This is a genomic window from Micromonospora sp. NPDC005298, assembly GCF_040607375.1.
Classification (GTDB): domain Bacteria; phylum Actinomycetota; class Actinomycetes; order Mycobacteriales; family Micromonosporaceae; genus Micromonospora.
Genome location: NZ_JBEXGP010000008.1, coordinates 19,757 through 39,629 on the forward strand (window position 1 = coordinate 19,757; position 19,873 = coordinate 39,629).

Below are 19,873 nucleotides of genomic sequence, written 5' to 3' on the forward strand. Positions count from 1 at the left end.
TTGTGTCAGCGGGATCACCCTGTCCGGTTCGTGAGTGTCTGACCGGTTGCCGGAGGGGGCGACCGGCGCGGCCGACGGGCCGCGCCCCCGCTCGGCACGTAGGCTGACGGACGTGAAGGACAACAGGGACGCCGCCGTGCACCACGGCCCGACGACCGGGCGCGGTCCCGGAGACGGCCGCGACGAGCAGGGTGAGGTGACGGCGTGACCGAGTTCGACGGACTGCCGGTGCTGCGGTCCCCGGTGGCCATCGCCGCGTTCGAGGGCTGGAACGACGCCGCCGACGCGTCCACCGCGGCCGTCGAGCACCTGGAGCAGGTGTGGCAGGCCCGCCAGATCACCGAACTGGATCCGGAGGAGTTCTACGACTTCCAGGTCAGCCGACCCACGATCACGATGGCCGACGGGGAGACCCGCCGGGTGGAGTGGCCGACGACCCGGTTCATGGTGGCCAGCCCGGAAGGCACCGAACGGGACGTGGTGCTGATCCGGGGCATCGAGCCGAGCATGCGCTGGCGCACGTTCTGCGAGCAGGTGCTGGAGATCTGCCACAGCCTCGAGGTGGAGCGGGTGGTGCTGCTCGGGGCGTTGCTCGCCGACGTCCCGTACACCCGGCCGTTGCCCATCAGCGGCAGCGCCTCCGACGCGCAGGCCGCCGAGCGCTACCAGCTCACCCCCACCCGCTACGACGGGCCGACCGGCATCGTCGGCGTGCTGCACGACGCGTGCACCCGCGCCGAGGTGGACGCCGTGTCGTTCTGGGTGCACGTGCCGCACTACGCCAACAACCCGCCCTGCCCGAAGGCCACCCTCGCCCTGCTGCACCGGGTCGAGGAGGTCGTCGACCTGCCGGTGCCGATGGCCGACCTGGCCGAGGAGTCCGCCGAGTGGGAGCAGCGGGTACGCAGCGCCGCCGAGCAGGACGCCGAGCTGGGCGAATACGTGCGCGAGCTGGAGGAACGGGTCGGCGACGAGGGCATCACCCCGTTGACCGGTGACGAGATCGCCCAGGAGTTCGAGAAGTACCTGCGCCGCCGGGGCGGTTCGGCTGGCCCCACCGCCGGTTCCTGGTAGCACTGTTCTGTCGCGGGCCCCTGGACCTTCGTGGTCCGGGGGCCCGTTTTCCGTGTGTCGAGGGTGGCGCCGTCACACCCTCTAGGGCATCCTAGGAACCTAGATGTGATCAAGGAGGCGGGTGTGCAGATCAACCCCGGCGCCGCCGAGTTCCCCCACCGGCAGATCGCCGCGCAGCTCAAGGCCCAGGTCCGCCGCGGCGACTGGGGACCCGGCGAACGACTCCCGTCCATCCCGGCCATCGCCGAGATGTTCGGCGTCGCCAAACAGACCGTGCAACGCGCCGTCGACCAGCTACGGGTCGAGGGCATCCTGATCACCAAACCCGGCTCCGGTACGTACGTCCGGGGCACCCGGCGCCGACTCAACCGGCTCTCCCGAGGCCGGTACGGCGGCTTCCGCGGCTACCACACCGACCTGGCAGCCCGGTACCGCCAACAACTCGTCTCGGTCGGCCGCTCCCCCGCCCCCGCCGAGGTCGCCGACGCGTTCGGAGTGCCCGACGGCACCGAACTGCTCTGCCGCCGGCACCTCGTACGCACCGACGACTCCCCCGTCGAAGTGGGCGCCTCATGGTTCCTGCCCCGCGACACCACGGGCACCTCACTGGAACGCGTCGTGGCGTTCGGCCGGCCCCTCTACCAGGAGGCCGAGGAGGCCACCGGCCGGCGGTACGTGTCGGCCACCGACACGATAAGCGCCCGCCAGCCCAGCCGGGAGGAGGCCGAAACCCTCCAGATCCGACCCGACACCCCGGTGCTGCACCTGCTGCACGTGGCGTACGACGCCAACCGCAAGCCGATCGAGGTCGCGCAGGCCACCTGGCCCGGCCCCATGACCACCCTCACCGAGGAGTACAAGATCCCTGGCCCCACCCCCGACCCGGAACCCGACCCCGGCCTGGTCCTGGGCTGACACCGCCCAGCTCCCCCGCCCCGCCCCGCCCCTCTGCCCCGCCCCGGTTGATCATGAGGTTGACGGCTCCGACAGAGATCGAAGTGCCCGTCAACCTCATGATCAACCCGGTAGGGCCGGGTGGGGCCGGGTGGGTGGGGTGGGGTGGGGTGGTCTAGAGGCGGATGCCTAGGAGGGCGTCCACCGTATTCGTGAACAGGATGGGGGCCTCGGGGTCTTCCGCTGTTCCCGCCAGGGTGGCGTCGGCCCAACGGTCGGCCACCGCCAGGGCGCCAGGGGTGTCCAGGTCGTCGGCCAGGCGCTCGCGTACCCCGGCCAGCAGCGCGGCTCCGGACGGCCCGGCGGGCGCAGCGGCGGCCCGGCGCCAACGGTCCAGCCGCTCGTGTGCGGCCGTGAGCAGCTCGTCGGTCCACGTGCGGTCGCTGCGGTAGTGCCCGGAGATCAGCGCCAGCCGGATCGCCATCGGGTCGACCTTGTCGGCGCGCAGCCGCGAGACGAAGACCAGGTTGCCGCGGGACTTCGACATCTTCTCGCCGTCCAGGCCGATCATCCCGGCGTGCACGTAGTGCTCGGCGAACGGCGCCTGACCGGTCAACCGCTCGGCGTGCGCCGCGGACGCCTCGTGGTGCGGGAACAGCAGGTCGTTGCCGCCGCCCTGGACGTCGATCCGGTCGCCGAGCAGGTTCAGGGCGATCACGGCGCACTCGATGTGCCAGCCGGGGCGGCCCGCGCCCAGCTCGCCACCCGGCCAGGACGGCTCACCCTCGCGGGCGCCGCGCCACAGCAGCGGGTCCAGGGGGTCGCGCTTGCCGGCCCGGTCCGGGTCACCGCCGCGCTCCGGGAAGATCTCCAGCATCTGCTCGCGGGTCAGGTTGGACTCGTAGCCGTACCGACCGGTGGCGGAGATGTCGAAGTAGACGTCGCCGGTGCCGTCGTCGAGGCGGTACGCGGCACCGTCCTTGAGCAGCATCTCGACCTTGTCGACGATGTCCGGGATCGACTCCACCGCGCCCACGTAGTGCTCCGGCGGGATGATCCGCAGCGCCTCCATGTCCTCGCGGAACAGCGCCGTCTCCCGCATCGCCAGGACCACCCAGTCCTCGCCGTCGCGGGCCGCGCGCTCCAGCAGCGGGTCGTCGATGTCGGTGACGTTCTGCACGTAGCGCACCGGACGGCCGGCGTCGCGCCACATCCGCTGCACCAGATCGAACGTGATCATGGTGGCGGCGTGGCCGAGGTGGGTGGCGTCGTACGGGGTGATGCCGCAGACGTACATGCTGCCCGCGTCGACCGGCACACTCGGCTGGACCGCCTGCCGCGCCGAGTCGTACAACGCCAACGGCTCGCCCCTGCCCGGCAGCCGTGGCACCTCATGTCCAGCCCAAGACTCCATGGCCTCAGCCTAGCCAGCCGTACGACGGCCCCGCGTCGCCGTACGGGTGATCAAGATGACAGCGGGGTCACATGGGTGGCCAGGGAATCGCCGGCCAGTCCTCCGGCGGCTGCGGAAAGCGGCAGGTCTCGCGCAGGTTGTCGACGCGGCCGGCCAGCTCGGCGATCTCGCTGATCGTCAGGTGGTCGGCCAGCTCCGCGCCGAGCGCACCGGACAGCTGCCCGGCGAGCCCGTCGAGCATCTCCACGGCGTCCGGCGGCAACCGCTTGCCGGCCCAGCCCCAGAGCACCGTGCGGAGCTTGTCCTCCACGTGGAAGCACACCCCGTGGTCCACGCCGTAGATCCGGTCGTCGTCGCCGACGAGCACGTGGGCGCCCTTGCGGTCCGCGTTGTTGATCACCGCGTCGAGGACCGCGAGTCGGGCCAGCCGGGGGTCGTCGGCGTGGGCGAGGGCGTACGCGGCCCCGTCGTCGTCCCGCGCCGCGGCGATCGGGAACCAGCGCGGCGGCAGCTCCCCGGCGGGCAGGAAACCGACGAGCGGCTCCGCGTCCTGCGGCTCGTCGATCCACAACTGGCAGGACCCCGGGCCGAACGGGCCCTCGCGCAGCACGGTGGGCGGCACCAGGTCCCATCCGGTGGCTCGGGACACCAGGTACGCCGACACCTCCCGACCGGCGAGGGTGCCGTCCGGGAAGTCCCACAGCGGACGCTCGCCGCGCACCGGCTTGTAGACGCAGCGGGCGGTCACCCCGTCCAGGGTCAGGATGCCGCGCAACGTCGTGTTCGACGCGTCGACCAGCCGACCTTCCAGGTCGAGCACGCCGTCACGCAGCAGCCGCAGCGCGGCGTCGCCGTCCTGGCGAGGCTGGAGGCCGGACGAGGTCACCGGTGGTAACCGTTGTGCCGCGGGCAGAGGTGCCCGGCGGGATCCAACGGCTGGCCGCACAGCGGGCAGGGCGGCCGGCCCGCGTTCACCACACGCCGCGCCCGCTCGATGAACTGGCGGGTCGCCTGCGGGGTGAGCCGGACCCGGAGCCGGTCCAGGTCCTCGTCCGGCTCGTCGTCGTCCTCGTCGTCCTCGTCGTCGTCCTCGTCGCCCAGCTCGACCTCGGGCTCGACCTCGCCCGCCGCGATCGCCTCGATCACCACGGTCGCGGTGTCGACGTCGAAGGCCAGCCCGAGGGTCCCGACCCGGAACTCCTCGTCGACCGGAGTGTCCAGCGGCTCGTTGTCGCCGATCACCGGCGCCAGCTCGGGCAGGTCGACCCCGAAGCGACGCTGGGCCTCGGTGAGCAGCTCCTCCAGCTTCTCGGCGAGCAGGGAGACCTGGACCTTCTCCAGCGCGACGCTGACCAGCCTGCCGCCGCCGCGGGCCTGGAGGAAGAACGTGCGCTCCCCCGGCGGCCCGACGGTCCCGGCGACGAACCGCTCCGGCGGTTCGAAGGCGTGCACCTGGTGGGTCATACCCACGACCCTATCCGGCCCGCCAGGGCGCCGCGCACCCCACCGACCCGAATCGCCGCGAGGGCGGCGCGCCCGGCGTACCAGGGGTCGCACCCGGGCGTGGCGGCGACCGGGCTGACCGTCGGCGCGTCGACCACGACGCCGCGGGGGCCTGTCGCGCCACGGTGGCCGGGCGTCGTGACGTGCTTCACCGGGACGCACCGGCCCCGCCGCCGACCGCCGCGTCCGAGTCGGTGGCACGCGCCGCGCGCCGGCGCCGCTTGGCCGGCGGCGGCACCAGCGCGGCCAGGTCGCCGCCGGTGTCGTTGAGCCGGACCAGGAACGGCCGCAGCGGCGTGAACCGGATCGCGGTCACCGACGCCGGGTCGGCCACGATCCGCTGGAAGAGATCCAGGTGTACGCCGAGCGCGTCCGCCACGATCGCCTTGATCACGTCGCCGTGGCTGCACGCCAGCCACACCGCCTCGGCCCCGTGTTCGGCGGTGATCCGGGCGTCCCAGGCGCGGACGGCCGCCACGGCACGGGCCGCCATCGCCGCCATCGCCTCGCCGTCGGGGAACACCGCGGCGCTCGGGTGCTGCTGGACCACCGGCCAGAGCGGTTCCTTGGCCAGCTTCTTGAGCGGCTGGCCCTCCCAGCTGCCGTAGTCGCACTCGATGAACCCTTCCTCCACCACCGGAGCGGCCTGCGGGAGTGCCAGCTCCAGCGTCTGCCGGCAGCGGATCAACGGGCTGGTCACCACCGCCGCGAGGGGCACCGCCCGCAGGCGCTCGCCCACGGCGGTCGCCTGGGCCCGGCCCGTGTCGTCCAGCTCGACGGGCTGACGGCCGGCCAGCCCACCGTCGGCGTTCGCGGTGGTCCGGCCGTGTCGCAGAAGCAGAAGGGTCGCCACGGGATCACCCTATGACCTGCCCCCGACCGACGTTCCCGCCGGCATGCGCGGACCTCGCGGGGCACGTCACCGTACGTCCGTGGCGGGCTGGACATCCTGCACGAAACTGTCCGACCGGTCGGCGCCGTACCCGTCGAGCACGACGAGCACCGCGGACACCGCCCCCTGGGGCGCGACCACCTCGACCCGGGCGCGGTCCAGCAGATCCTGGTCCTGCCAGTAGCCCCGGGGCAGCGCACGGGCGGCTGGCTCGGCGGTGGAGACCGTCGCGTCGAAGACGACGATGGACGTGGCACCCGCCCCGAGCAGGGCCTCGCGCAGCTCGCGGGTGGTCGGCAGGCGCGCCGGGTCCACCGTGGCGGTGACCAGCCGGGCCGGCTGGCCGGTCGGGTTCGGGCCGGCGGGACGGGGGGCGGAACGGTCTCCGCCGGTCCGGCGGCGACGTTCGGGCGCGCCGGTGCCGTTGAGCGCCGCGACGCCGCCCAGGTGGTACGCGTCAGCGCCCTGCTGGGCGTGGTCGAGGTCGTCCTGCGTGTCGACGGGGGCGCGGAGTCCGAGGGTCGCCTGCACGGCGGCGGCGATCGCCCAGCTGAGCACGAAGGAGAAGGCCACCACGACGACCACGCCGACGATCTGGTGCCACAGCAGCGAACCGCCGCCGCCGAAGAAGAGCCCGTCCTTGCCGAGCGGGTTGGTGCCGGCGTTGCCGAAGAACCCGACCAGGAGCGAACCCAGCATGCCGCCGACGAAGTGCACGGCGAGGACGTCGAGCGCGTCGTCGAGCCGCAGCAGGTACTTCAGGCGCAGGGCGGTGTGGCAGACGATGCCGGCGATCGCGCCGATGGCGATGGCGGAGAGCGTGTTGACGTACCCGGCGGCCGGGGTGATCGTCGCGAGGCCCGCGACGGCACCGGAGACGCCGCCCACGACGGTGCTGTGACCGTCCTTGGCCCGCTCGGCGACCAGCCAGACGAGCATGCCGGCGGCCGCCGCGAGGTGGGTGTTGATCACCGCCTGGGCGGCGACGCCGTTGGCCTGGAGCCCGTCGCCGCCGTTGAAGCCGAACCATCCGAACCACAGGATGCCCGCCCCGAGGATGGTCAGCGGGATGGAGTTGGGCGGGGCTGCGGTGTGCGGCCAGCCCCGGCGACGGCCGACGACCAGCAGGACGGCCAGGACTGCCGCGCCCGCCGAGGCGTGCACCACCATGCCGCCGGCCCAGTCCTGGGTGCCGAACCGGGCCAGCCAACCGTCGGGGTGCCAGAGCCAGTGGGCGATCGGCGCGTAGACCACGATGGACCACACGGCCAGGAAGACCACCCAGCCGAGGAACTTCAGCCGGCCGGCCGTGGCGCCGGTGACCAGCGCGGGGGTGATCACCGCGAACATCATCTGGTACGCCACGAACGCCAGGGTGGGGACGGTCACCTGGCCGGCGACCACGTGCAGGTGGGGTGCCGGCGGCACGCCGAGGTTGGTGAGCCCGAAGAGTTCGAAGTTGCCCAGCAGGCCGCTGCCGGCGTCGTCGCCGAAGGCGATGGTGTAGCCCACCAGCACCCAGGTCAGGCTGACGACGCCCAACGCGATCATGTTCTGCTGCAACATGGCGAGCACGTTGCGGGTGCGGACCATCCCGCCGTAGAAGGCGGCCAGGCCCGGCGTCATGAACAGCACCAGGCCGGTGCAGACGAGCACCCAGGCGGTGTCGCCCGAGTCGACCGCTTGCTGAGCGAGCATGGACCTCACCTCTTTCTCGGTACGGTCAGACGGAGTGCTTCACCGTCGAGACGACGGTCTCCCTGGCGCGTTCGTGGTTGGGCACCGGCGCGAAGTGCCGCTTGGGCAGCAGCAGCAGCCAGGTGGCGATGTTGAAGGGTCCGGTGAGGACGGGGATGGCCAGCGGGGTGAGCACGGTGGCCAGGGCCATCTGCACGAACAGCGTCAGGGCGATGCCGAAGAGGGTGTAGAGGGTCACCAGCGCGCCGGGGCGGTGCAGCACCGCGCCCACCGCGATCGCCGTCAACACCGCGTTGAAGCCGAACAGGCCCTTGTCCAGCGAGGTCGCGTCGGCGCCGAACCAGAGCGCCAGCAGGGTCGCCACGACGCTGCCGAGCACCGCGAAGAGCGCCGACCAGCGGGAGTTGACCAGCAGCGCCACCAGGAGGATCAACCCGGTGACCCAGCTGTCGATCAGGAAGACCTGGGACACCCCGCGCAGGAAGGTGGGGATCAGGTCCCAGTCGAAGCGGCCACCGGTCAGCTGCCCCTCACCGGGGAACATCGGCTTGAGGTTGGTCAGCACCGTGAAACGGTCGAACTGGTACGCGGCCAGCAGCAGCACCCAGGTGGTCAGCACGAACGGCATGGTGAACGCGGTCAGCCCCCAGGTCTTGAAGATCGCGTTCAGGGCAAGGGTGACCACTGTCGTACCGATCGCGCCGAGCACCAGGTAGAGCCACATCAACGGCCGCTGGTCGAGGAACGTCGGCACGGCGATGCCGGTCAGGAACGGGCTGAAGCCGAACAGCCCCTTGCGCAGGGATCCCTCGTCCACCCGCAGGGCGAGTGCCGTGGCGGTGCCGACGACGAGGCCGACGACGCCACCCCCGAAGACCCGTGGCTGCCCGTTCTCGAACGCACCCCAGGCGACCGCGACGAGGACCAGCACGCCGGTGAGCGGGTTGTTCTGGAGCAGGACCTGCGCCGGCCCGCGCAGGCAGGCGTCGACGAACCCGACCAGCGGGTTGCCGTCACCCAGCCTGTCCCACCGGTGTGCCACTGCGGTCACGGACTTCTCCTCGCCATCTCAACGCCAGCTGAACGCTTGCGGGAAGCTCCGGCCGGTCACCTCTTCGCGGGCGGCCACGCAGAAGGCGCGTACCGCGGCGCGAACCGGCTCGGTCTCCTGACCCAGGACCTTGAAGATGAGACCCGCGTCGTTCGGCAGCCGGCCGACGGCACTGGCCAGCGGGGTCCGCTCGTCCCACACCGGTGCCGAGGTCCGCTCGAAGACCCGCGCCGCCCGTTCGGGGTCGGTGAGGAGCACGACGTTGCCGAAGATGTGGAAGCGGTCCATGACCCCGACCCGCGCCACGCCGAAATCCTTCGGGGACACCACGAACTTCTCGACGAACAGCGCCCGGCCGTCGGGACGCTCCGCCCGCAGGGAGCAGGAGAAGAGGTCGTACGCGAAGAGCTCGCCGTCGCGGTAGTACTTGCGCCCGGGTTGCAGGATCTCGCCGTACAGCATCGTGGCGTTCTCCGGCAGGCACACCCGGGTGTCGGTGACGAACCGGCTGGCCCGGTAGGGGATCACGGGTTCCGGGAGGAACTCCAGGTAGGTGTCCTCGCCCAGGGTGAACCGCTGGACCTGCGTCCCGTAGTTCGCGTCCATCTGCTGGATCTTGGTGGCGGCCTGGGTGGTCAGGTGCGCCTGGCTGCCGGGCGCCAGGGTGACGTCCATCTGGAGGCGGTCCCCCTGCAGGACGCCCCCGGAGGTGGTGAGGATCATGACGCAGGGCAGGTCCGGCATCTCCTCGTCCCAGTAGAGCGCGCGCTGCACCAGCAGCGGCGACTGCCGGAAGAGGTCGCGCAGGATCGTGCGGTCACCGCGCCGCTCGAACCCCAGGCGCAGGATCCCGACCTTGCCGTTGGACGCCGCGGGTAGCTGGGCCGGTTGGTCCTGGTACGGCGCCAGCTCCCGGGCAGTGTCCAGTGAGATCATGCGACCACTTCGGCGTCGAAGAGCGCGTTGCGGCGGATCAACGAGACGAGGTCGTCGATGCCCTCGCCGGTCTTGCAGTTGGTGAACATGACCGGTTTGCCGTTGCGCGTCACGTCCGCGTCCCTCGCCATGAGGTCGAGATCGGCGTCCACGTAGGGCGCCAGGTCGGTCTTGTTGATCACGAGGATGTCGGACTTGGAGATCCCCGGGCCGTTCTTGCGCGGAATCTTGTCGCCGGCGGCGACGTCGATGACGTAGATGAAGTAGTCCACGAGGGCGGGGCTGAAGGTCAGGGTGAGGTTGTCACCGCCGCTCTCGATCAGCACCACGTCGCTGTCCGGGAACCTGGACTCCATGTCCTCCACGGCGGCGAGGTTCATGCTCGGGTCCTCCCGCACGGCCGTGTGCGGGCAGGCCCCGGTCTCCACCCCGATGATGCGCTCCTCGACCAGGACGCCGGTGAGCGCCCGCCGGACGTGCTTCGCGTCCTCCGTGGTGACCACGTCGTTCGTGATCACCAGGACTCGCAGCCCGTTCTCCACGAGTCGTGGCACGACCGCCTCGATGATCGCGGTCTTGCCACTGCCCACCGGGCCGCCCACTCCGATACGACTTGCCGACTTCATGCGGTGACCTGTCCTTCCTTGCTACGTGTCTGGGAAATGCGGTTCAGCTCATGAACATCCGCACGTGCACGTGCTGGTGCGCGGCGGCGAGCACGTCGGCGTGCGGTCCGAAGGTCTGCATGTCGTCGAGGCTCGCGGTGCGCACCTCGCGGTAGTCGTCGGTGACCCGCTCGTTGACCGCGAAGAGGATCGACTGCGCGTCGAGGTGGTCGACCCGCATCAACCGGATGGCGGCGCTGAGCACCGTCGAGGCCGCGCCGTACTGGTGGGCCGCGAACGCGTCCTCCTCGCCGACACCGAGGTCGGCGAAGACCACGCCGAGCGCGACCGGATAGGTGACCGGCACCCCGTTCGCCGACTCGTCGATCCGCTTCTTGAGCAGCGTCTCGCCGACGATCCGGGTCGAGGCCTCGGCCAGCTTGCGGCCCATCCGGACCGACATGGTGCGCATCTCTTCGTTGATCTTGCGGACGTGCACGGCCTCGTCGGCCTGCCGGATCCGGTCGAGGTCGCCGGCACGGGCGCCCCGGTGACCGGCGAGCAGGGCCACCCCGTCTGCCGTGGCGGCGAGCCGGGTGACCGTCCGGACGAAGTCCTGAAGAGTCGTCCGGTCGTGCACCACGCCGTGCTCGACGGCCATCTCCAGCCCGTTGGAGAAGGAGAAGGCCCCGACCGGGAAGACCGAGTCACCGAACTGCAGCAGCTTCAGGGTCTCCGCCATCGTGCGCACCGTCCGGCCCCGCTCAGTTGAGGTCGGCTGGAAGGTGGGAGTGCGGCGTCGAGTCGGCGCCACCGAACAGCCGCCGCGACTCGTGCGGCGCGAGGTACGCGATTACCTCGGTGCCGGGGACGAACTCGTGGGTGATGCCGGTGAACGCGTGGGTGCGCATCACCGAGTCCATGACCTTGCGGTCCACGGTCAGCGGGACGTACATCCTGGTGCCCTTCACCACGGCCGGCCAGTGCTGGTTGCCGATCGCGTGACCGAGTTCGACGGCCGAGCGGATGAGCAGCTCCGCCGACTCGCCACGCAACCTGTCGAGGTGGACCACCATCACCTCGCCCAACTGCACCCGGGCCACCACCGCGGTGGCGCTCAGGTCGTCCCAGGCGAGGATGTCGCCGTCGCGCAGCCGGACCCCCCGGGCCAGCGCGACGGACAGTTCCGCCCCGGAACTGGTCATCTTGCGGATCCGGCTCTTCTGGGCGTCCCACTGGTCCAGGACCAGGTCGTCGATGCGCGCTTCCTTCAGCCGGAGCGTCCAGTCCGGTTCGTTCATGTTGCCCAGCACCGATTCGACGAGCACGGGCGTCTCCTTTCCATGGTGCGCCGCGACCACGCGGGGCGGCGCGGGGCGTTCCGGGGGTCAGCTGAAGAAGTAGAGCTGGCTCAGGGGCAGGTTCCGGGCCGGCGGCACTGTCGCGTGCACGCCGTCCATCGTCACCGCGAAGGTCTCCGGGTCGACCTCGAGTTTCGGGGTCCGGTCGTTGCGGACCATGTCGCGCTTGGTGAGGCTCCGGGTCCGGTACACCGGCATGACCTGCCGTTGCAGGCCGAGCTGCTCGGCGACCCCGGCCTCGTGTGCGGCGCGGGACACGAAGGTGACGCAGTTCTTGGCCAGCTGGCTGCCCATCGCGCCGAAGGACGGTCGGTAGTAGACCGGCTGCGGCGTCGGCAGCGAGGCGTTCGGATCGCCCATGATCGACCAGGCGATCATGCCGCCCTTGAGGACCATCTTCGGCTTGGTGCCGAAGAAGGCTGGCTCCCAGAGCACCAGGTCGGCCATCTTGCCCGGGGTCACCGAGCCCACCACGTGCGAGATGCCCTGGGTGATGGCCGGGTTGATGGTCATCTTGGCGACGTACCGCAGCACCCGGAAGTTGTCGTTGGCGCTGGAGTCCTCGGCGAGCTTGCCGCGCGCGATCTTCATCTGCCCGGCGAGCTGGATGGTCCGCAGCCACGTCTCCCCGACGCGTCCCATGGCCTGCGAGTCGCTCTGCATCATCGAGATGACGCCCTCGTCGAGCAGGACGTCCTCGGCGGCGATCGTCTCGGTCCGGATGCGGCTCTCCACGAAGGCCACATCGGAGGGGACCTTCGGGTTGAAGTTGTGGCAGACCATGATCATGTCGTACAGCTCGGCCTGGCTGTTGATGCCGTACGGCACGGTCGGCGTGGTCGAGCTGGGCAGCACGTTCATCTGGCTGGCGATCTTGATGACGTCCGGCGCGTGCCCACCACCGGCGCCCTCGGTGTGGAAGGTGTGGATCGTCCGGCCCTCGAACGCGGCGACGCTGTCCTCCAGGTAGCCGCTCTCGTTGAGGGTGTCCGTGTGGATGCTGACCTGCACGTCGAACTCGTCGGCGACGTCCAGGCAGGCCCGGATCACCGCCGGCGGCGCACCCCAGTCCTCGTGGATCTTGAAGCTCGGCGCGCCCGCCATGATCTGTTCCACCAGCGGCGCGCGGCCGGTGCTGTTACCCCTGGCCATCAGGCCGATGTTGACCGGGATGGTCTCGAAGGCCCGCATCATCGCCTGGATGTTCCAGGGGCCGGGGGTGATGGTGACGCCGTTGGTGCTGTCCGTCGGGCCCGTGCCGCCACCCCAGAGGGTGGTGACGCCGTTGCTCAGGGCCGCCTGCGCCTGGAACGGCGTCACCAGGTGCACGTGCGCGTCGATGCCACCCGCGGTCAGGATGAGATGCTCGCCGGAGATCGCCTCGGTGCCCGGACCGGTGACCAGGTCGGGCGTCACACCGTCCATGGTGTTCGGGTTCCCGGCCTTGCCGATGCCGGCGATCCTGCCGTTCTTGACCCCGACGTCGGCCTTGACCACCCCGAGGGTCGCGTCGACGATCGTCACGTTGGTGATGACCAGGTCCAGGCCGCCCTCGGCGTTCGTGTACTGGTTCTGTACGCCCATGCCGTCGCGCAGGGTCTTGCCCCCGCCGTACATCACCTCGTCGCCGAGGACCCGGAGATCCTTCTCGATCTCGATGTACAGGTCGGTGTCGCCCAGCCTGATCTGGTCACCCGTCGTCGGGCCGAACATTCCCGAATACTCTTGCCGAGATATCTGGCTCATCGAATCATCTCCTGCCCGAGGCTGGCAGCCCTGCGGGGATAGTGGATCTACTTTTTGTCGCCCTTGGAGTCGTCCTGCTTCTCCGGGCCGAACTTGAAGCCCCGGGTCTTGGCGTTGTGGATCGCCTCAGTCCGGTCCGGCCGGTAGCTCGGCGCCGACTGGCTGCCGGTCCACCCCTGGACCAGCCCGTTGAACCCGTACACGCGCTGCAGGCCACCGAAGGGAATGAGCTGCACCGTCTTCTTGTCGCCCGGCTCGAAACGGATCGACGTCGTCGCGGGGATGTTCAGCCGCTTGCCGAAGGCGGCCTCGCGATCGAACGCGAGCATGCGGTTGACCTCGAAGAAGTGAAAGTGCGAGCCGACCTGGATCGGTCGGTCGCCGGTGTTCTGGACGACGACCTCCGTCACCGGTCGGCCCTCGTTCAACTCCAGCGGCTGGTCACTCAGGACGTAGCCGCCGATGGGTCGCAGATGCTTCGAGTTGGGCCCGGGATGCTGCTTGGTCATGTCTGCTCCGCCTTCCTGGAGACCGCTCTGCGCTGGTGCGCCTACTGGATCGGTGAGTGCACGGTGATCAGTCGGGAGCCGTCGGTGAACACGGCCTCGACCTGGATCATGGGCAGCATGTCGGGCACGCCCGGCATCACGTCGTCGGCGCTGAGAGTGCTGCGCGCGTCGTTCATGACCTCTTCCACGGTCTTGCCGTCCCGGGCGCCCTCCAGTGCGGCGGCGCAGATCACCGCGACGGCCTCGGGGTGGTTGAGCTTCACCCCCCGGGCCTTGCGGGCGTTGGCGACGACGGCCATCGAGAGGATCGTCAGCTTGTCGAATTCCCTTGGTGTCAGATGCACTGTCCTGGTCCTTCGTGACTGTCGGTCAGGGGCCGCCGTCCCGAGCGGAGTCGGCGCCGGGTGAGCGAAGGCTCTACCCCAATAGGGCGCTTTGTCCTAGAGATCCGTTTTGGGCGGCTTCGGTTCGAAAGTACGCCTGGTTCCTGGCCTCGCGGGTCAGAAACCGGAATCAGCGAGACCCGCCGCCGGCACGGTGCGGACCACGGGCCTGATCGTCGGTCTGCCACATCCGCTGGATCTGTTCGAGGGTCTTGCCCCTGGTCTCCGGCAGGTACCGCCACACGAACAGGAAGCCCAGCACACAGGTGCCGGCGAACAGCGCGAAGACCCCCGACCGCCCCAGGGTGTCGAGCAGGGTCAGGAAGAACTGGGTGATGAGGTACTCCGAACCCCAGTGCGTGGCCGAGGCGATCGCCACGCACCGGCCCCGGATCCGCCCCGGGAAGATCTCGTTGATGACCGTCCAGGCGGTGGGGCCGATCGACATCGCGTAGAACGCCACGAACAGGACCACGCCCACCAGCAGGAAGATGCCCGCGTCGGTGGGATGGTGCCCGGTCGCTCCGGCGGTCTGCGCCGACGGGTCCATCTTCGCGAAGCTGACGCTGACCACCACGAGCGACACCGCCATGCCCAGCAGCCCGACCAGCAGCAACGGCCGTCGACCGAGCCGGTCCAGGAACGCGACCGCGACCAGCGTGAAGAGCGAGTCGACCGCGCCGATCGACCAGGTGGTCGCGGCCAGCTGCGCCTGGGGGGTGTGGAACCCGGCGGCCGAGAAGATCGAGTCGGCGTAGTAGATGATCCCGTTGATCCCGGTCAACTGCTGGAACAGGGCCAGGCCCACACCCAGCACCAACGGACGCCGCCACTCGTGCGAGAGCACCTCCCGCCAACCCGCCTTGCCGGCCGCGAGGCTCTCCTCGATGGCGTGCAGCCGTTCGGGCACCTTGCGCTGCGGCACGGTCGCCTTGAGCGAGGCCTCCGCCCGGCGTTTGTCGCCCCGCCCGACGTACCAGACGGCGGAGTCGGGGATCACGGTGGTCACCAGGGCCAGGGCCGCACCCAGCAGCACCGCCGCCGCGAGCAGGTAACGCCACGAGTTGCCCGCCTCGAACAGCTCGTCGGCCAGGTAGCCGATGAAGATGGCGAACGTGGTGGAGAACTGGTAGAGCGCCAGCAGGCTGCCGCGGATCCGTTGCGGCGCGGCCTCCGCCGCGTACATCGGGCCGGCGACCGAGGCGACCCCGATGCCCAGACCCAGGATCAGCCGGGCGCCGAACATGACCCCGATCACCGGCGCGAACGCCTGGACGAGGGTGCCCACCGCGAACGCGACGGCGGCGACCCACAGCGCGCCCCGGCGACCGATCCGGTCCGCCAGGTGACCACCGAGCAGCGCGCCCACCAGCGCCCCGGGGGTCACCCAGCTCGCCGCCACCTCGACGGCGAAGGTGTTCGCGTCGAAGGTCTGCCGGATGTCGCGCAGCGCCCCGCTGATGACGCCCTGGTCGTAGCCGAAGAACGCGCCGGACAGCGCGACGATCGCCAGGACCGCGATGAGGTTGCGCCGTGGCGGCCTGTCCCGCCCGCGCCTCGCGCCGCTGGCGGTCACCCTCGCCCCTCTCCCGCGCGTCTCGTCCGGGACGTCGACCCCGACAGGGAAAGACTAGGTGCGCTCTGTGGCGATTGAGCAAAAATGCACCGAAGTGCGGGGCGCACCCGCCCGGCACCCCGGAAACGCGACGGCCCCCGGTCCCCGGGCGGGGAGCGGAGGCCGGCGCGGCAACGGACGGATCAGGTGGCGCTGATCGTGCCGGTCATCAGCAGCGCGAGGACCAGGGTGCCCAGCGCGACCCGGTACAGCACGAAGACGTACAGGGTGTGGTGCGCGACGTAGCGCAGCAGCCACGCGATGGCCGCGTAACCGATGGCGAAGGCGATCACCGTCGCCACGAGCGTCTGGGCCACAGTGGGCACCGACGTGCCCGGAGCGGACGGCTCGAAGACGTCACCGAGGCTGAACACGCCGGACATCACCACCGCCGGGATGGCCAGCAGGAACGAGTACCGAGCCGCCGCCTCCCGGGTCAGGTTGAGCAGCAGACCGGCGGTGAGCGTGCCACCCGACCGGGAGACTCCGGGGACCAGCGCCATGGCCTGGGCGAACCCCATCACCACGCCGTCCTTCATCCGGAAGTTCTCCAACGTACGGGTCTGCCGCCCCCAGTACTCGGCGAACGCCAGCACGAACGCGAACACGATCAGGGTGGTCGCCACCACCCACAGGTTGCGTCCGGCCGTCTTGATCTGGTCCTTGAACACGAAACCGAACAGCCCGATCGGGATCGAGCCGACGATCACGTACCAGCCCATCCGGTAGTCGAGGCTGGAACGCACCGAGGAGTCCCTGATCCCGACAAGCCACGTCCGGGTGATCCGCCAGATGTCCTTGGCGAAGTAGATCAGCACGGCCGCCTCGGTGCCGAGCTGCGTGACAGCCGTGAACGACGCCCCGGCGTCACGGTCGAAGAAGATCGCCGAGGTGATCCGCAGATGCCCCGACGAGCTGACCGGAAGGAACTCGGTCAGTCCCTGGACGATGCCCAGGACGATGGCCTCGACCCAGGTCACTCGCCGACTCCCGAGAGGTCCAGCGCCTCGGCGACGGTCCGCAGGGTCTGCACGCCGCTGTCCCGGTCGGCCACGAACAGCGACACCGACAGCGTGGTGACGCCGGCGGCGGCGTACTCCCGCATCCGCTCGGCGACGCGCTCCTTCGGGCCGAGCAGCGAGGTGCGGTCGATGAACTCCATCGGCACGGCGGCGGCCGCGTCGCGCTGCCGCTTGGCCAGGTACAGGTCCTGCACCTCGCGGGCGGCGTCGCCGTAGCCCATCCGGGTGGCGAGCTGGTTGTAGAAGTTCTGCTGCCGGCTGCCCATCCCACCCACGTAGAGGGCGGCGTACCAGCGGACCAGCTCGGCGCAGGACGCCACGTCGTCGCCGATCACCACGGGCACCGACGGCACCACGTCGAAACCCGCCAGCTCCTTGCCGACCTTCGCACGTCCGGCGGCGACGGAGGCGAGCTGCTCGTCGGCGAACTCCGGGGCGTAGAACACGGCGAGCCAGCCGTCGGCGATCTCGCCGGCCAGCTCCAGGTTCTTCGGGCCGACCGCGGCCAGGTAGATCGGGATGTGCTCGCGGGGCGGGTGGAAGCCCAACCGCAGCGCCTTGCCGGGTCCGTCCGGCAGCGGCAGCGTGTAGTGCTCGCCGTCGTACGCCACCTCCTTGCGGGCGATGGCGAGCTTGACGATGTCGACGAACTCGCGGGTCCGCGCGAGGGGCTTGGCGAAGCGCACCCCGTGCCAGCCCTCGGAGACCTGCGGGCCGGACACGCCCAGGCCGAGCCGGAACCGGCCGCCGGAGAGCGCGTCGATGGTGGCCGCGGTCATCGCCGTGGCCGCCGGCGTACGGGCGGGGATCTGCATCACCGCAGCGCCGACGTCGATCCGTTCGGTCTGGCCGGCCATCCAGGCGAGCATGCTTGGCGAGTCGGAGCCGTAAGCCTCCGCCGCCCACACCACCGAGTAGCCGAGCCGGTCCGCCTCCTGGGCCAACGCCAGGTGGTCGGCCGGCGTGCTCCACGCCGTCTGGTATCCGAGGCTGAGCCCGAGTCGCACTGGTCCTCCCCCATCCGTGGCACAGGTCGCATCAGGTTACGCAATGCCGGTAACGGACCCGATCACCGGCTCGACACCTTTGGTCCCCCCTCCATCACGGCAGCCCGTGACGGCGGAACCGGCAGAGATACGGGAGCGAGGATATCCGTGGCGGCAGGTTCGAAATAAGGTTCACCCATGCAACAGCGACCGCTCGGCCGAAGCGGGCTGGCGGTTTCCCGGCTCGCGCTCGGCACCATGACCTGGGGTCGGGACACCGACGCCGACGACGCGGCCGCCCAGCTGAAGAGTTACCTGGACGCGGGCGGCAACCTGATCGACACCGCCGACGTGTACGGCGACGGTGACGCCGAGTCGGTGATCGGCTCGCTGCTGGGCTCCCTCGTCCCCCGCGACGAGCTGTTGATCGCCACCAAGGCCGGGTTGCGCCCGGGCAGCGGCCGGCGTCGGGACGGGTCCCGCGGGCACCTGCTGCGGACCCTGGAGGCGTCGCTGCGCCGCCTCGGCACCGACCACGTCGACCTGTTCCAGGTGCACGGGTACGACCCGGACACCCCGCTTGAGGAGACCCTGGCCGCCCTGGACCACGCGGTGGCCAGCGGCAAGGTCCGCTACGTCGGCGTGTCGAACTTCTCCGGCTGGCAGACCGCGCGGGCCGCCGCCTGGCAGACCGCCTGGCCGGGCCGGGCGCCGGTGGTGGCCTCCCAGGTGGAGTACTCGCTGCTGGAGCGGGGCGTCGAGCGGGAGGTGCTGCCCGCCTGCGACGCGCTCGGCCTCGGCGTGCTGCCCTGGTCGCCGCTGGGCCGGGGAGTGCTCACCGGCAAGTACCGGCACGGCCGTCCCGCGGACTCGCGCGCCGCCTCGCCACACTTCGAGCGGTTCGTGGCGACGTACCTGGAGCCGCGCTGCTCCAGCATCGTGGAGGCGGTGGCGACGGCGGCCGGCGGGCTCGGCGTGTCGCCGCTGGAGGTGGCGCTGGCGTGGATCCGGGACCGGCCGGGCGTGACCGCGCCGATCCTCGGCGCCCGGACGGTGGGCCAACTGCTCGGCGCGCTCCAGGTGGAACGGATCACCCTCCCCGAGGAGATCATCACCGCGTTGGACGACGTCTCCGCCGTCCCGGTGGGCTACCCGGAGCGCGACGGCTGACCCGCCGGCCCGGCACGGCAGCGGCGTCGATCACCCCGCAAGGGGTGGCGGACGGCCGCTGGGCTGGGCAGCATGGGTGACATGGACTACGAGTACGCGCCGCTGCGGCTGCCGCCGAACGTCGACCGGTTGACCGCCGCGGCGCAGTTGGCGATCCAGGCGGAGTTCTCCGGATGGGAGCTGGCCCGGGTGCGGCTGTTCCGCGACGGCACGCGGCAGGTGGTGCTGCGCCGTCGACGGGTCAACCAGCCGCAGCCGGGCCTGTCCTACTGAACGGGTGACGCCCGGGGCCGCGACGGGCCCCGGGCGTCGGACCACCTAGTGCTGGTGCCCGGCGTGGTCGTGGTCGTCGTCGAGCTCCATGAACGGGTGCTCGTCGAGTCGCCCGACCAGCCGGTCGTCGGCCGCCGGCTGGAACGGGCCGACCGCGTCGTCGTCGTCGAACGACTCCAGGTCGACCGGGGTGCCCACCTCGCTGACCATGACCACGCCGTCGAGGGGTTCCAGTTCGGGCACGTCAAGCGCGCCGAGCGAGCCGTCGCCGCTCTGCAGCAGCTCCAGCACCGCCTCGCCGACGCCCTCCACCGGCGCCGGCTCGTCGTCCTCCGGGGTGCCCTCGCGGCGGGCCGCCTCGGCGACCCGCAGCAGCGCCGAGACGCTCGGCACCCGGTAGTCGCGGCGTTGACGCACCGAGATGACGCGGGGGTGCGGGTCGCTGGCCTCGGACCCCTCGGGGCCGCCGAAACGCTCGTCGGCCTCGTCCGGGTCGATCGAGTCGACGTCCCACGGCGTCACCTCGCCGAACGCGTCGAGCAGACGCTCGTCGTACGCGAAGGAGGCGTTGTTCAACGCCACGTACGCCTGCCAGACGTCGTCGTCGTCGACGCGGCCCTGCGCGGCACGTACGGCGGCCAGGTGGTGACGGGCCGCTTCGATCACCCGCTCGAGAGCGGCGTCCAGCTCACCGTGCTGGTCGGTCATGTGGGGCAGTCCCTTCACGATGGGGAGGTAACG

At 70.9% G+C, this 19,873-nt stretch carries 20 protein-coding genes and 1 pseudogene; 4 read left to right on the top strand and 17 right to left on the bottom strand.

Annotated elements, in window-relative coordinates:
* Positions 1-204: 204 nt before the first annotated feature.
* Complete coding sequence (locus ABZS77_RS15235) at positions 205-1,074, top strand: PAC2 family protein (protein ID WP_139586737.1); 870 nt, start codon at positions 205-207, stop codon at positions 1,072-1,074.
* Between the two features lie 123 nt (positions 1,075-1,197).
* Complete coding sequence (locus tag ABZS77_RS15240; protein ID WP_354822821.1) at positions 1,198-1,989, top strand: GntR family transcriptional regulator; 792 nt, start codon at positions 1,198-1,200, stop codon at positions 1,987-1,989.
* A gap of 154 nt (positions 1,990-2,143) precedes the next feature.
* Here the strand turns inward: ABZS77_RS15240 and mshC are convergent, their stop codons facing one another.
* The 16 genes and pseudogenes from mshC to ABZS77_RS15320 all read right to left on the bottom strand — a co-directional run bounded on the left by mshC (position 2,144) and on the right by ABZS77_RS15320 (position 17,710).
* Positions 2,144-3,382 (bottom strand): cysteine--1-D-myo-inosityl 2-amino-2-deoxy-alpha-D-glucopyranoside ligase, encoded by a 1,239-nt coding sequence (mshC, locus tag ABZS77_RS15245; protein WP_354822823.1) that lies wholly within the window; start codon positions 3,380-3,382, stop codon positions 2,144-2,146.
* 67 nt (positions 3,383-3,449) lie between these two features.
* The gene (locus tag ABZS77_RS15250; RefSeq protein WP_354822825.1) at positions 3,450-4,268 is read right to left on the bottom strand and encodes an SCO1664 family protein; all 819 of its coding nucleotides are present in this window, start codon (positions 4,266-4,268) and stop codon (positions 3,450-3,452) included.
* Positions 4,265-4,846: a DUF3090 domain-containing protein gene (locus ABZS77_RS15255; RefSeq protein ID WP_030332806.1), complete on the bottom strand. Its 582-nt coding sequence runs from the start codon at positions 4,844-4,846 to the stop codon at positions 4,265-4,267. Before ABZS77_RS15255 ends, ABZS77_RS15250 begins: the two co-directional genes overlap by 4 nt.
* A gap of 187 nt (positions 4,847-5,033) precedes the next feature.
* On the bottom strand, positions 5,034-5,738 hold the full coding sequence (locus tag ABZS77_RS15260; RefSeq protein WP_354822827.1) for an MSMEG_4193 family putative phosphomutase: 705 nt from the start codon (positions 5,736-5,738) through the stop codon (positions 5,034-5,036).
* A 66-nt stretch (positions 5,739-5,804) separates the two neighbouring features.
* On the bottom strand, positions 5,805-7,475 hold the full coding sequence (locus tag ABZS77_RS15265; protein ID WP_354822829.1) for an ammonium transporter: 1,671 nt from the start codon (positions 7,473-7,475) through the stop codon (positions 5,805-5,807).
* 25 nt (positions 7,476-7,500) lie between these two features.
* Positions 7,501-8,526 carry an urea transporter gene (gene yut, locus ABZS77_RS15270; RefSeq protein ID WP_354822831.1) on the bottom strand — a complete coding sequence of 342 codons (1,026 nt, stop codon included), beginning with the start codon at positions 8,524-8,526 and terminating at the stop codon, positions 7,501-7,503.
* 18 nt (positions 8,527-8,544) lie between these two features.
* The gene (locus ABZS77_RS15275) at positions 8,545-9,462 is read right to left on the bottom strand and encodes an urease accessory protein UreD (RefSeq protein WP_354822833.1); all 918 of its coding nucleotides are present in this window, start codon (positions 9,460-9,462) and stop codon (positions 8,545-8,547) included.
* Complete coding sequence (ureG, locus tag ABZS77_RS15280; protein ID WP_354822835.1) at positions 9,459-10,088, bottom strand: urease accessory protein UreG; 630 nt, start codon at positions 10,086-10,088, stop codon at positions 9,459-9,461. Before ureG ends, ABZS77_RS15275 begins: the two co-directional genes overlap by 4 nt.
* A gap of 43 nt (positions 10,089-10,131) precedes the next feature.
* The gene (locus ABZS77_RS15285) at positions 10,132-10,809 is read right to left on the bottom strand and encodes an urease accessory protein UreF (RefSeq protein WP_354822837.1); all 678 of its coding nucleotides are present in this window, start codon (positions 10,807-10,809) and stop codon (positions 10,132-10,134) included.
* A gap of 22 nt (positions 10,810-10,831) precedes the next feature.
* Positions 10,832-11,395 (bottom strand): urease accessory protein UreE, encoded by a 564-nt coding sequence (gene ureE, locus ABZS77_RS15290; protein ID WP_354822839.1) that lies wholly within the window; start codon positions 11,393-11,395, stop codon positions 10,832-10,834.
* A gap of 60 nt (positions 11,396-11,455) precedes the next feature.
* The gene (locus ABZS77_RS15295; RefSeq protein ID WP_354822841.1) at positions 11,456-13,174 is read right to left on the bottom strand and encodes an urease subunit alpha; all 1,719 of its coding nucleotides are present in this window, start codon (positions 13,172-13,174) and stop codon (positions 11,456-11,458) included.
* Positions 13,175-13,347: 173 nt separating this feature from the next.
* A pseudogene (locus ABZS77_RS15300) lies at positions 13,348-13,683 on the bottom strand (urease subunit beta); the annotation flags it as partial.
* A gap of 41 nt (positions 13,684-13,724) precedes the next feature.
* Positions 13,725-14,027 carry an urease subunit gamma gene (locus tag ABZS77_RS15305; RefSeq protein WP_354822843.1) on the bottom strand — a complete coding sequence of 101 codons (303 nt, stop codon included), beginning with the start codon at positions 14,025-14,027 and terminating at the stop codon, positions 13,725-13,727.
* A gap of 169 nt (positions 14,028-14,196) precedes the next feature.
* The gene (locus ABZS77_RS15310; RefSeq protein ID WP_354822845.1) at positions 14,197-15,642 is read right to left on the bottom strand and encodes a sugar porter family MFS transporter; all 1,446 of its coding nucleotides are present in this window, start codon (positions 15,640-15,642) and stop codon (positions 14,197-14,199) included.
* 182 nt (positions 15,643-15,824) lie between these two features.
* On the bottom strand, positions 15,825-16,661 hold the full coding sequence (locus ABZS77_RS15315; RefSeq protein ID WP_354822847.1) for an undecaprenyl-diphosphate phosphatase: 837 nt from the start codon (positions 16,659-16,661) through the stop codon (positions 15,825-15,827).
* Positions 16,658-17,710: an LLM class F420-dependent oxidoreductase gene (locus ABZS77_RS15320; protein ID WP_354822849.1), complete on the bottom strand. Its 1,053-nt coding sequence runs from the start codon at positions 17,708-17,710 to the stop codon at positions 16,658-16,660. Before ABZS77_RS15320 ends, ABZS77_RS15315 begins: the two co-directional genes overlap by 4 nt.
* Before the next feature lie 177 nt (positions 17,711-17,887).
* On the opposite strand from ABZS77_RS15320, the gene ABZS77_RS15325 reads away from it, so the two are divergent.
* Together ABZS77_RS15325 and ABZS77_RS15330 are read left to right on the top strand one after the other, a co-directional pair.
* Positions 17,888-18,859 (top strand): aldo/keto reductase, encoded by a 972-nt coding sequence (locus tag ABZS77_RS15325; RefSeq protein WP_354822851.1) that lies wholly within the window; start codon positions 17,888-17,890, stop codon positions 18,857-18,859.
* Positions 18,860-18,940: 81 nt separating this feature from the next.
* Positions 18,941-19,132 (top strand): DUF5703 family protein, encoded by a 192-nt coding sequence (locus ABZS77_RS15330; RefSeq protein WP_053655860.1) that lies wholly within the window; start codon positions 18,941-18,943, stop codon positions 19,130-19,132.
* A gap of 45 nt (positions 19,133-19,177) precedes the next feature.
* Here ABZS77_RS15330 and ABZS77_RS15335 read toward each other — a convergent pair whose 3' ends face one another.
* Positions 19,178-19,840: a hypothetical protein gene (locus tag ABZS77_RS15335; protein WP_354822852.1), complete on the bottom strand. Its 663-nt coding sequence runs from the start codon at positions 19,838-19,840 to the stop codon at positions 19,178-19,180.
* Between the last annotated feature and the right edge of the window lie 33 nt (positions 19,841-19,873).